Origin of the sequence: Enterococcus thailandicus, from assembly GCF_001886265.1 — a bacterium.
GTDB classification, from domain to species: Bacteria; Bacillota; Bacilli; order Lactobacillales; family Enterococcaceae; genus Enterococcus_B; species Enterococcus_B thailandicus.
This window is the reverse complement of record NZ_JXLE01000001.1, coordinates 1-12827: the sequence shown is the minus strand read 5'-3', so window position 1 is coordinate 12827 and position 12827 is coordinate 1. Positions and strand designations below refer to the sequence as shown.

General features: G+C 31.8%; 9 protein-coding genes and 1 pseudogene. 1 reads left to right on the top strand and 9 read right to left on the bottom strand.

Annotated elements, in window-relative coordinates; genetic code table 11:
- Nucleotides 1–85 precede the first annotated feature (85 nt).
- The 8 genes from RV17_RS00055 to RV17_RS00020 all read right to left on the bottom strand — a co-directional run bounded on the left by RV17_RS00055 (nucleotide 86) and on the right by RV17_RS00020 (nucleotide 10644).
- Nucleotides 86–766, bottom strand: a complete 681-nt coding sequence (locus RV17_RS00055; protein WP_172843730.1) for a nuclease-related domain-containing protein — start codon at nucleotides 764–766, stop codon at nucleotides 86–88.
- Nucleotides 767–1129: 363 nt separating this feature from the next.
- On the bottom strand, nucleotides 1130–2014 hold the full coding sequence (locus tag RV17_RS13580; RefSeq protein WP_071868172.1) for a hypothetical protein: 885 nt from the start codon (nucleotides 2012–2014) through the stop codon (nucleotides 1130–1132).
- A 60-nt stretch (nucleotides 2015–2074) separates the two neighbouring features.
- Nucleotides 2075–2518 (bottom strand): hypothetical protein, encoded by a 444-nt coding sequence (locus RV17_RS00045; protein ID WP_143139908.1) that lies wholly within the window; start codon nucleotides 2516–2518, stop codon nucleotides 2075–2077.
- 431 nt (nucleotides 2519–2949) lie between these two features.
- Complete coding sequence (locus RV17_RS00040; RefSeq protein ID WP_071868170.1) at nucleotides 2950–3690, bottom strand: restriction endonuclease; 741 nt, start codon at nucleotides 3688–3690, stop codon at nucleotides 2950–2952.
- Between the two features lies 1 nt (nucleotide 3691).
- Nucleotides 3692–4456, bottom strand: coding sequence for a hypothetical protein (locus tag RV17_RS00035; protein ID WP_071868169.1), 765 nt, complete (start codon nucleotides 4454–4456; stop codon nucleotides 3692–3694).
- 149 nt (nucleotides 4457–4605) lie between these two features.
- A complete protein-coding gene (locus tag RV17_RS00030) occupies nucleotides 4606–6342 on the bottom strand; it encodes an ATP-binding protein (RefSeq protein WP_071868168.1) in 1737 nt (578 codons plus the stop codon).
- The gene (locus tag RV17_RS00025) at nucleotides 6335–7507 is read right to left on the bottom strand and encodes an SIR2 family protein (RefSeq protein ID WP_083571944.1); all 1173 of its coding nucleotides are present in this window, start codon (nucleotides 7505–7507) and stop codon (nucleotides 6335–6337) included. The genes RV17_RS00030 and RV17_RS00025 overlap by 8 nt, the downstream gene beginning before the upstream one ends.
- 239 nt (nucleotides 7508–7746) lie before the next feature.
- Nucleotides 7747–10644 (bottom strand): DEAD/DEAH box helicase, encoded by a 2898-nt coding sequence (locus RV17_RS00020; protein WP_083571943.1) that lies wholly within the window; start codon nucleotides 10642–10644, stop codon nucleotides 7747–7749.
- Between the two features lie 478 nt (nucleotides 10645–11122).
- On the opposite strand from RV17_RS00020, the pseudogene RV17_RS00010 reads away from it, so the two are divergent.
- Nucleotides 11123–11491, top strand: a pseudogene (locus RV17_RS00010) (tyrosine-type recombinase/integrase); the annotation flags it as partial.
- A gap of 444 nt (nucleotides 11492–11935) precedes the next feature.
- On the opposite strand, the gene RV17_RS00005 reads toward RV17_RS00010, so the two are convergent.
- Nucleotides 11936–12571 (bottom strand): hypothetical protein, encoded by a 636-nt coding sequence (locus RV17_RS00005; RefSeq protein ID WP_071868165.1) that lies wholly within the window; start codon nucleotides 12569–12571, stop codon nucleotides 11936–11938.
- Between the last annotated feature and the right edge of the window lie 256 nt (nucleotides 12572–12827).

Below are 12827 nucleotides of genomic sequence, written 5' to 3'. Positions count from 1 at the left end.
ATACTCGCCAGTGTATCTTCCCTCTATGAAATCATAAAATTTTTCATTTTGTTTTACTACGTGATTCTAGCTGTGCTTATACTATTCAATCAGTGCCTTTATCAATGTAAATATCCTCAACAGTTTTTTTACAACATAGATAACTAATAGAACCCTTTGATTCCAAAATTTTACTTATCCTTTTCTTCATACTTTCTATCAATGGCTGACGTTTTAAGAAAGCAATCATTTTATGCGCGGTCACTTTTCCAGAATATATTCCTTCATTATCTACACAAATCGTCGTTTTTTTATTACCATCTATTATTGTCAAGTTCGGAGAATTTCTGAGTAAAAATCCATTAAATGATGCTTCATCCGTTAACAAAATATTGCCCTGTTTTCCAGCTTCCCCTAGCGTAGTCGAGGTAAGTAATACTCGATGTATTTCCTTTATTTCTATGGTATCTTTTAAGTCCAATTGTTCTTTTACTATGTTCAAACTCCCTTCAAAATATTCAGCATTCCTATTTAATTGATCAATTGCATCTCTAATTTTTTTATTGGTTTTGGCATGTTCTCGAACAGTGTAAGGTTGATTAAACGATTTACACTCAATTAAGAAAAGATGTTTATCCAATACGAAAGCCACATCAATTTCTCTCTCGAACTCTATCTTATCAAATCTTATGTGTAATCGTTTGGCAACAATGCCATTACTGACCTTTAAAAGATGCTTTATCCGTTCTTCAAAGACCGCACCTTTAAATCCTAAATCAGTCACCATATTTTCCTTTTTTTCTGTTTTTGAAAACATTGACAATATGGCTGAAAGTGGTCGAACTTCCCTAGTTAAACTAGGTAGTAGTATTAACTTATCTTGAATTCTTATCAAAGGAGCATCTATCAAATCATTAGTTTGTCTACAAAAAGTTAATTTGCTAATTATTATTTTTGCTTCTTCATTGGATATTTCTTTTGACGAATTAACTAGCTTTTTTTTCCACTCAAACTCCGTTCTGACAATACATAAGTTTTGAACCGTAAGAATGATATTTTCTTTTTTTTTCTAAGAAATGGATTGCTTCGTATTGAAAAAAATGAATTGAATCTATCCACTTTCTTAATTCAACTCCAAAAATCAAAGTACTCATATTTTCTTTGCCAAAGTATCGTAAGCATAATTCATTTGAAACATGATCGATATAAATCTTATCAATGAATCATCCGATTTAATTATACCGCGATCTTTTTTGTAGTTAACAATATCCAACTCTATATCTCGCATAAAATTCTTATGTCTGAAATTACCAACTAACACTGCTCTATTAAATTCTTCATCCGCAAAATCAACAAGAGGGGTACTCTCTCGTTCAATTATTTCAATCCTTGAGTACTTCCAATATTCAAATGCATCCATCAAATTATCTCTTTCAACATAATTATTATAGACATTAAGATTCCACAATAAATCTTCTTCTGAAAAAATACGGTTACATCCACGTTGATTATTGAAAGAAATTTTATGAAGTAAATACTTTAGAATAACACCTGAACTAGTAATATAGTAGTCGAAAGATGTGGTAGTCTCTTCCAGACTAATATCAGTAATATCCCCATTCCTCAATAATCTTAGACAATACTCCAAATAAACGATGAATTGTGATAGTAAAAAATTTGTTTGTTCCGAGTTTTCTTCTATTATTTTGTCAATTGCAATATTAGAGTTAACAAAAAAATGATTCAACTGATCAACTTGAAAAAGATGATTCAAAATTTTTTCTTTATTCTCACTACTTAACTCTTTTTGGAATATAATGTCATAATTCTTTAGAAAAGGATTATTATGCTGCTTAACTGAATATTCGTCAATTTCTAAACCTAGAGATTTTATTTTTGCTAGAAAAAGATCATAATCATTTTCAGCTTCTTGAAAGATTTTCGTTACATATTTTTTTTTACCTAATCTCCTCAATTCACTTTCGAAATCCAAATAATCAAACTGTTTTCCTTTTGTATAGAACTGATTTACCATGTTACTCCTTTCTCAGTCTAGTTTTTATTCAACTATTATTTAGACCATAAAACAAATAATTTACCTATCCATTATTTTTTGACTTAAATTCCTAATAGATCCTATTTGATTCTCATACATTAAATCCCATAAATCCAGACATTTATCAGAGATAGCTTTCATTTTAGGAGATTCTAAATTGGTGGTTTCATCATATAATCCAATTATCAGTTTAGATATTTCATCTTCTACTTCCCAATAATCATTATTTTTATCTCTAAATCGAACTATATTAGTACCCATCGACAAGATGATTTCTTCAAAATCTATTATTGATTTGGATTCGTTCTCAAGATATCGTACAAAAGAATGCACTAATTTGCGACTCAAATCTGAACCAACAATTTCAATCAAGAAATCCTTATCTCTGTCTAAGTCAACAAGGTTATCATAGAATAATCTGGAAATAGTGTGTTCAATATTGAGAGAACGTTTTTTAAACTTTAAAATTATTTGCTTTACCAACAGATTATATTCTGTTTCTTTAAAATACAATAGGGCTATATCTAATATTCCCTCCGCCTGTTTTTCTGTAAGTACGCCCGTATTGTGTGATTCATGAAAATCTAGTTGAACCTGACTTAAAACAAACCGCTATAAATCAACATTTTAGCCAAAAGTAAAACCTTGATAATTGTTAGTAGAATTTGTTCGAGAAGGTCAAAATTATGGTCAAAAATACTCGCCAGTATGTCAGATTAATAAAATATTTCAGCCCCCAAGAATACATTTAGATAGTCTGCTTTAAAAGCATGCACACTCTGCTAACTAAAGAGTTTAAAAATAAAGCTTTCTTTGCTTACACAAAAAAATATGAATGTGGATTACTAATAATAAAGAGAATTTCTTCTATAAAAAAATATACAGGACAATTATGCTGGTTATCCAAACTTTTGCTAACGTAAATAAGCCGCCAAATCGTCTTCGTTCAAATCCCAAAAGTGAAAATTTAATTCATCATATTCTCTAGCAAATGCATTAAACATCTTTACTTTCACTCTATTTTTCTGTACCAAAAACCTTAATTCTCTAAGATGCTTTTGAGATACCCCGACTACTTTAAATTTATCATCCTTTTCTAAACATTTCTCATAAAAATCATTCGCAAAAAATCTGCTTTCAAAAATGTAAACACAATTTAAATAAGAATTTTTTTCTAGTGTATTTTTCCCATTTCTATTCATAATCATCCAAAATGGATCGCCTATTGTTGTATAATCAGGTAAAAGGTAATCTTCATTTTGACCACTTATAAAGCGATTAAAGTCATCATACTTAATCAGATTAATACCTTGCCATGCTGCTACTTTTTTCCCGCCATCTTGGAACGAGCTTTCGGCAGAAATAAATATACCATTAATGTTTCCAACACGATCTAGTTTATATGAGAAATCTCTAAGATTTATCACATTTATTGGATTTTTCCAATTTTTACATTCAATTGCTACTCTATAATTTATGCCAAAATGTTCATACTCATATACTATATCAAATTGATTATCTGTCCCATCATCTCCAATTAGATGCACATCTCTTGAAACATTTGCTTCAATTCGTTCATTTTCTGAAATCAAGTTATATAATTTTTCTATAACTATTTCAAATTTATCTCCCTTTTCTTTAGATCCCATTCCCATATTAATTCTCCCGATAATAGTATTTCAATAATTTTTTTGGATCAACTTTATAAATAGCAAGCTGTCCATCAGCTGGTTGTTCAAACTTAGGCAAAATTATTCCTAATCCAACTGGATATCCCTTTACTTCCAGTTTTTTACATAAAGCTTTCATTTGATTCTGAGACAGTCCAAAAACTTGAGACCTTATATTAGTTACTCTATTTCGTGTTTCACAAATTTGTTTTGCTTGCTCCCTTGAAAGAAATAAGGGAATACTATCTTCGATTTGGACATAATTACCATTTGTTTTTCTAATACCATTATTCTCAAAAGTTTCCATTAAAATCCAAAACGGATCGCCTATAACTTTATCATCAGGCAACATTATTTCTAGTGTTTTCAAAACACTTTCGGCAACTGCATTCATGAAATAAAATTTTTTAAGTTCAATGTTGCAAGCATTCGCTTGCTCATTTAACAGAGATGAAACTTTACCATTTTCATAGTATATAATTCCTTTTGCTTTAAATTTTAAGTCTTGCAGCACTGTATAGAACTCCCAAATATCATTTTCAGTTATCTCTCTATCGGAAATAGTTTTCATGATAGTTGTCTCACGGTTGTTCATCTGTATGAATTCAAGGTAAATATCAACAGTGTGTTTCCTCTTTTTGCCCTGAATAACATAATTTTCAAACAGCTTTGGAGAAATCAAATTTTCTGCAACAAATCGACTTCTATACGAAGAGGCTACATTTGACAATAATCCTGGATTTTCTATCATAATTCTTTTTCTCTCACTCCCATATTTAAAAATTTCATAATAGTAATTGATTACTCTCAAAAAATTCACTAAGACGTGTCTGAAAACTTTTTCGAGAAAATCAAAAGGTTGACCAAAAAAATACTCGTTAGTGTATTAGTTTTCCTTTTTTAAACAGTTTTTTTCATTTTAAATTTCGGTGTTTGTGAATCCGGAGGGACTATTGGTCGGGATACTTTTATACTCAACGGCATAGTAAAATCTACGCCAGATAAAATTGCTTCCCCTTCGCCGAGTACAGGAAGATACGATAAAATATCAGAATTTGCTGATGAACAAGATTGTCGTATTGCCTCTTTGTCATTATAATTTATAAGTCGATGCACCAAAAAAGTTCCCATCTGAGATAGAGTTCCCACAGGTATATCTCTTGGCATTTGTGTCGATATACATAAAAACAAACCATATTTTCTGCTTTCTTTTGCGATTTGATCGAACGCACTAAGCGCGGTTGATTGAAAAAAATCATCAACAATTGTCTTTTTTAAAAATTGGTGCGCTTCATCTAAAACTAGTACAATAGGTTCCATTTTGAAGGTCTTCTTTCGAGCTAATTTAAGAAGGTACCTTCCAACAGCATTGGCTAATATTTCACGGGCTTGAAACTCATATCCTAAGTCTTCAAATCCTATTCTTAATACAAACTTGTCTTGTTGACTTACATCTAAAAAATCATTAATTATTTTGGTTAAGCTATGTTCATCATTTTGCTCACCACTAAAATTGAATGATTTATCATATATTTTTGTAGATGCTAAGTTATTAATCCTGCTTATCAGTCCATAACAAAAATTTGCATCCCTATCATTAAATGCACCAAACAGTTCTCCGTTACTTCTATCAGTTGGAAAAATACATTCATTATATAGTTGTTTACTTAGTAAGCGAATATCCAATTCTAGGCTTTCCGATTCAATTTTACTAAAATTCTGTAGTTGATACCTCTCAAAAACCCTGACACTTTTACCTGCTTTAACTAGTGTTCCGTTACTATTATTGATAAACGGAGCTAAAATATCGTGACTACTATCTTCATCTGTCCTCTCGTTAAAAATTTTTACTGCCTTTAAGGATCTAATTGCTTCTAATAGTTTTGGCTTTTGTATTCCTTCCGACGGTTTGACTAGAAAGAACAAATCTTCCTTTGTTAGACTTTGATATGGAAAAAAAGCACTTTCTCCTATCGCTACTGACTTAACTCCATTTTTAATTACTGAGTATTCTCCTGTCGGATCTAATAAGATGACTTTGGATTTATTACTAACCATGCTCTCAATCAATTTTGATACTGTCCAGCTCTTTCCACCACCGGTAGTTCCCACAATTGCACAGTGTCTATTAAAGAAAGCTTGCTGACTGACACATACTTCCGTATCTAAATTGGATGTTAGATGTCCCAAATGAATGTAAGGTACCTCTTCATCGTCTTTTTGTCCGAATTTCATGACATACTTTTGAATAAAATCACTTGGACATACAAATACTTTAGCACCAATATTGGGAAATGCATTTAAGGTATGCTGAGCTTTCCCATCAAAATAATCGAAGGAAAGTAAAATTTCAACTTTAGCAGTTGGATGAAAATCAGAATTTTGAAAAGATTTTTCTGACAGTGCTAACCTTTCTCTTTCGGGAAGATCAATTTCTGATATTTTCCCAATAAAACCAGCGTTTTCAGCTTCGATCGTTACAAAGTTACCAACAAGTCCTCCATTAAACTCCTCTCCTGAGAAGATGGTTTTGTTCAATAATGTTGAAGACGGAAAGTGTACTTTTACAAATTGAGGACTAACATGACTTATATATCCGATAAAATAATTATTGTCAAAAGGGTTCTTTTTATTCATTCTGATCCTCCAATATACTTTGTGCATATATTTCAGAATATGGATAGGTATCTACAAAATCTTTAAAAGTTTGATCAGTCATTATTACATTACCTGTTTGTAAAACTGCATTTCTTAGCTTATCATATTTACTTTCATCATGAACATCTGGAGCAACAAATATTATTGTAATGCTTGAGTTTACACTCAAAGCTTCATAAATCATTGCATTTATATGTGCATCTCCGAAACTGTATCCAATAATGATTAATAGAGTGTTTTTTGCTCTAGTTTCTTGTTGAAATCTGCTCATCATTTCAAAAAAAGGTTGCTGATAAGAACTCTCATATTTATTTGAGCTTGGATAAATCATTAACGATTCATTTGTACCATTACCAATTACAACATCCTCATTATCTTCCTTCCAATTAATGGACCCATGAGGTTTATAAATATGAACAACGTTAGGAACAAAGTTATCTTCTAAAACATTTTTATTAGTAATTCTTGTAACAACATCTAAATCAAAATTTGTACCTTTAAACTTTCGTGGGTAATTGAAGGAAAAACCGTCGATGACCATAAAACCATTTTGTTCAGCAGCTTGTTCAAACAACGTATCGTAATTTAAAGTAAATATTTTAGGCCTAGCATATTTCATCTTTTTTGAGACTAACTTCCTTAGAAAAATACTGTGAGGGTTGTCAGAGGGTAACTTCAATGTACAATTTTCTTTTACCATCTTCTTAAGCTGAGCTATCATGTCATCTGCTTTAGAAGTTCCATTTACAAATTGATAAAATTGAGCATGAGTGAGAAGTTTTTCCAAATCTGTCGTATTCGACTCGTCTTCAATGGTCTTAAAGTTAATTTCTTCACAAAAAATCTTGAGCTTATGGTAGCTAAATTGCTTAACTGCTTCTTCCCATAATCCCCACATCAATTTTCCTTTTTTGTCACCTGTACCTATATTAAAAGAACTTCCTGCTCCCGTTAAAACAATAGTATTTTCATATTGTCGTTTAAGATGTTTTTGTAAAAAAGAATTTCTGATTTTTAAAGCTACTTGTTCCCAAGACTCATCCTCCTTCTTTTCATCTTCTGCTACTTTTTTCCCATTAACTTTTACGCAGTCTTTCTCAATTTCTATATCACAATTATTTTCTATATAAATTTTTTTTGCCAAATACTTTCCCCTCCTTATCTTTAAACTCTTCGGATTCTACCCATAGTTTTTATCTCTAGTATCTCAACATATTAATAGTCACGGATTAACTCAAAATAATTTATTTCTCTTCTCTGATAAAAGATACTATCCGATTAAAGCTATATGAATCTCATTGAAAATCCATCACAGAAGAGTGACTTTTTCTCAATATATCAACAAAAGAAGGCCGATTCTTTAACGAGATTCATATATACTTGTTAACTTCCCCAAACAATAAATTCTCTAGCTAAAGCTGATTTTTCGATTTTCATATTAGTGGCACTTAATACTTCACCAATTTTATCTGGTAAAGGTTGTGTACCTTTCAGACTTGGCTGACATGCAATTATCTTCCCCCGCATAGGAATGTTTTTCTTCAAATCTTGCTTTAAATTTTTAATATCCCCCTTTAGAAAAATACTATGCCCACTGCGTTGTCTATCTCTAAATTTAGACAATAATATCGCTTTACTTTTCAGCCATATTAAAGACTTTATTGACTGACCTAATACTTCATATACATCTCCTACAGAAGAATTATATTTTACAGAACCTTTAGCCTTTACATGATACAGAGAAACAACAATTTCACTCTCTAAAACACCTATCGAAATATAATCCGCAATTTCTCCTGAACCATGATCGAAAATAATATAATCAAGATTAATATCCTCTTTTAGTTTCTCTCCAATAGTATCCTGAATAGAATTTTTATCTCCTTTATATTTATCAGTTTTGAATTCCATAGTTATATCTGTATCATAATCAGACCACGGAATTTGAATAATTTTATTCTTATCAAAAAGAGGTAAATTGTAGTCGTATTTACTAATTTCATTTTCCGAAATAAGGTCTAGTGAACTAGTGAAGAACGATAATGGGAATTCATTAAAATAAACGGATAAAGGAACTTCCTGTCTACCAATCATCACTAGAAGTTCTTCTTCAGCTTCAGCGAAATATTTCCCACTAATACCCCTGATTATTCTATAGGTTAATCCGCCCAAACAAATTTTCAGCCAAATCTCAAATTTCTTTACTTCCTCTATTGAAATATCAACATCTAATATCGTTTCATTAAGTTTATCTACTCCAGAAGTTAACAAATTATGTGGATTTACGTAGCTTTGCTTGTTGAAGTCCCACATAAAAATATCTTTGGGAAATTCCGTCATTTCAATTGGCATAGGAATATAGTCATAATTAGTGTTTGTTTTCACCACAGCACTTCTATTCGAAATTTTATCGCCATTCGAATCAAACCACCTCACCATTTCTTGAATACTTCCATACTTGCTACTCCAAATTTTTGATCCACTACTATATCCGATGGTTATTTTAGTATTATCTTCTTCTGCCTTACAAAACACATGACCTGGCGAGTACATCTTTCCACTATCTATATCAATGACTTTGCTAACATCTGACCCTGCACTGATCTTATAGGTTTCACCATCAGATAATCGATTGGCTAAACCAGAATTAAATATTTCGTGATTCTGAACATTACTTAATACCTTGTGAATATTCCTCATTGCAATTCTTCTATAATTATCTTTGCCGCAAAATGATTTAGCGATTTCATCATATATACTTTCTGATTTCAAATGTGAATTAATGAACAATAAATTGTTCTTTTTTTGATAATGGATAATAAAGGTATTGAACTCTAAATTGAAATAGATTCCGTCAGTTGTACTCCATCTTGGCAATTGCTTCTCCGAAGCGACTACAACTACAGTTTGATCAGCTTGGTTTATATTAATATTTTCAATCTTCATTCGTAAATCTGGAAATTCCGCATTTATATTGAAAGAAGTGGCGTAATAAATTCTAGCATGAAAATTAGTACTTAAGCTATGCAATGAGAATTCTTGATTGTTTGTTGATGTCAGTTGATTATCATAACCTCTAAGATACTCCTGATCTTCAATATCCCGATTTATTCTATCTTCGCTTAAATCTATTATAATCTCCTGCCAAACAGAATCCGTTGAAAATAGCTTTTTATTCTCTAAAGAAAACTCTTCATCATTTACAGCTATAAATGATGCTCCTCCAATTTTCTTGTTTTTATTCGTACGAGCAAATCTTCCTATAAATTGCAAAGTTGTCGCTAAAGATTTATGGGGATTGTGTATAACAGCAATCTTCAGGTTAGGAAAATCAAATCCTTCAGCCATCATATCTACACAGATGACACCATCGAGTTTCTGTTTCGAAAGATTATTAATTGTATTTAAAACATCTTTTCGACTTTTTGAACTATCAACAACTTCTAGTTTTAATAAGGTGTTCTCTTGATATATCTCAAATAAACGCTTAGCTTCTTTCTTTGAATTACATCTGACCATTATCGCATGTTCTAAATTATTATTCCTGTCTCTTAAAACGATCTCTTCGCCTTTTTTCGCCAAAGTGACATCTTTATTATCATTTTCTTTTAATTCAATGGGAACATAGTTGATTTCACCAAAGACTCCGTCTTTATATGCTTGTGACAGAGGGTAGTTATATATATGGTTAGCTTTTATTTCCTTTTTGTCTCGTCGAAAAGGTGTTGCAGTAAAAAGTATTTGCTTCGCTTCATTAATATTGGAAAGTACACTTCTCCATGTTTTAGCAGGTTCATGGTGTGCTTCATCAATAATAATTAGGTCAAATAATTTTTTCATGTCTTGATCTTCGGATAAGGGCAAGGCACAATTTGGCGTTGAGATAATTACATCTGCATTTCTGACACTACCTTCATATTTAGCAGTATAGCGATGCTCCAGTTCGTAAATAACAGGATTTTTCACATTTTTTTCAAAGACTCCAATTTCCTTTAACACTTCTAGACTCGAGAAATTTTCTGCAATTTGAGAACGCACAAGTACAGTTGGGGTAATTATTAATACTTTATTAACTCTTAAAAGATATGGCGCCATCATGATGACAGTCGTCTTTCCCGTGCCAGTTGGCATGGATATAAGAACTGGTTCTTTTTTTGTAGTATAGTATGCACCTAGGGCATGAATAGCCCCAATCTGAGCATTTCTTAGTCCTCTATCTTCAAGATCATCAGTAATTAATGGATATTTCATTGAACAGTAATTATTGGAAAAATAGCTCATGCATAATCCTCCTAATTTCCTCTGTATTTTTTTAGAAATCCTCGTAAAAATAACTCAATATGACCTCTAGTAAATATCACCAATAATAAAAAATACAAACTTTCTGGGCAAAATCCCCAAGAAGGGTGGCGCCCCAGCAACTAACCCTTCTTTGGGGATTTTGCCGGTTGCATAACGGCGTGCCGCTATGCATGCCCTGTTCTAACAGGGGGCTAACTATAAACTAAATAAGTTGAAAGTACCAATTTGTACCTATTATATCAGTATTTTAAATTGTCACTATAGATAAATTTTTGTCACGCCTTCTAATAGCTCTTCTTATCTCGTATATCAACAATTGTTCCTTCTGGGGCTGATATTTTGCAAAGATTTCCCCCAGCAACTTGATAGATGACATTACCATTTTTATGTTTAAATCTGGCTCCTTCAATCTTTATCTCGTCTATGAATTTTTGTACATCCTCTCCCCATAGACAAAGAGGATACTTCATTAAAGACAAAAAATTCTAAACAAGATATTTCTATCAACAAAGAAGTATATGACATTCTACAAACCATTCCAGTAAAAGAGAATGGCTATTACTTCGATCCTAACGGCTTTAATCAATCCGCTAGGCTAGCGCAACTATTGAAAAAGCTAGATATTCCCAAAACGACTTTTCATGGTCTACGGGATACTCACGCTTCATTTCTATTCTCTCAAGATATCGATATTGCTTATGTGTCAAAGCGCCTAGGCCACGTCAATATCCAAACAACCCAAAACTCTTATCTTGAATTGATGCTAGAAAAAAAGCACCAGCAAGATGCCGATGCTTTAAACTTATTAAATTCTTTGTCGAGTTGATTTGAACCAGCTTGAACCAAAAGACTCTTATAAACGTTGATACAATAAGGAATTGATTAACGTTTAGAGGAATTGAGATGCTTTACGTGCTTTCTTCAAATCTGATTAGCCCAACCATTTTTTCAAACAGCTTCATGATGCTTTAATAGCAACGGTTTAGAGAGATTAAACCACGAAAAATTTTATTAACTTTCAAATTATTTGAAAGCAATGGTGTCAATTACTTGCGAGCCGATTCAAAACTATCAATCAATCTTACTTTATTTAGTTCTACTATTTTTTGCAAATAAGTATCCTGTTAGGATAGCTGGAATACCAATAAATAGTAACATCATTAATCCGGAAAGATTGAAAAAATAAGATACAAAAAAACATACAAGAGTTAACATTAGCATTAAAATATGCAATTTACTTAGTAAAAAATCCCCCATCATCTTCATGCCATCACGGAACACTAACTGTATAACTCATTGAAATTCCAGTAATATTCAATCCAACATCAACTTGTTTTAGGTGATTGTTAACTGCCCATCCCACAGTTCCTCCAATAGCAGCGCTAATTGCGCCTACTAAACCAGCTGTTATTGGATTGACAGCAAATTTTTTCAGATAAAACCCACAATATCCAGCTGCAAATCCCCCAGCAACTACTGCCGACATTCCTCTTACTGTTGATCCTAGCTTAATATGAAGTCCAACAAATCCTCTCAAATTTGATTGATCCATAGATTTTGTTTTTTCGTTTAAGACTGATAAATCTCGCAAGTCTTTATCTGATAAGTTTAACTTAGTTCGTAATTCTGGATTGCTTAAGTCTAATTGAATATTTCCTTGAGAATCCTCATAGAAATAAGGCTCCAAATCAATTGATGTACTTAAATTATTATTTGATGCGAATGTAGTTAGGCTATCTACATCTTTAAAGTAAATCGAATCATCTGTTTTTAAAACACCTTCATACTGAACGCTATTAACAACCATATTCTTTTCTTCTGATGCAGAAACATTGCTTCCTCCAAAAAACAACCCTGTCATACAACTTGCAAGTAGCATTGCTGGTACTAATTTTTTAAAAAACATTAAAATCCCTCACTTTCAAATTACCATTTTTATTTTTTTTGAAAAAGATAAAAAAATGTAGATGTAACTCCAAAACTAACTGCAAGAATATAGCTCTTTTCTAGCAATGAAATAATCATCAGTAACAGAAAAAAAACACCTGAAACACTCGAAGCCTTAATTTTATATTTCACTTAAATCCCATAAAATAGTCGTCAAATCCAACCGCAGCTAGAATCCCAGCCTCAGCAGAAATTCCGGCTCTCCACCACCATCT

Coding starts and splice junctions, on each gene's coding strand:
- RV17_RS00055 (WP_172843730.1), bottom strand. CDS start 766: ATGGTGACTGATTTAGGATTTAAAGGTGCGGTCTTTGAAGAACGGATA.
- RV17_RS13580 (WP_071868172.1), bottom strand. CDS start 2,014: ATGGTAAATCAGTTCTATACAAAAGGAAAACAGTTTGATTATTTGGAT.
- RV17_RS00040 (WP_071868170.1), bottom strand. CDS start 3,690: ATGGGAATGGGATCTAAAGAAAAGGGAGATAAATTTGAAATAGTTATA.
- RV17_RS00035 (WP_071868169.1), bottom strand. CDS start 4,456: ATGATAGAAAATCCAGGATTATTGTCAAATGTAGCCTCTTCGTATAGA.
- RV17_RS00030 (WP_071868168.1), bottom strand. CDS start 6,342: ATGAATAAAAAGAACCCTTTTGACAATAATTATTTTATCGGATATATA.
- RV17_RS00020 (WP_083571943.1), bottom strand. CDS start 10,644: ATGAGCTATTTTTCCAATAATTACTGTTCAATGAAATATCCATTAATT.
- RV17_RS00005 (WP_071868165.1), bottom strand. CDS start 12,571: ATGTTTTTTAAAAAATTAGTACCAGCAATGCTACTTGCAAGTTGTATG.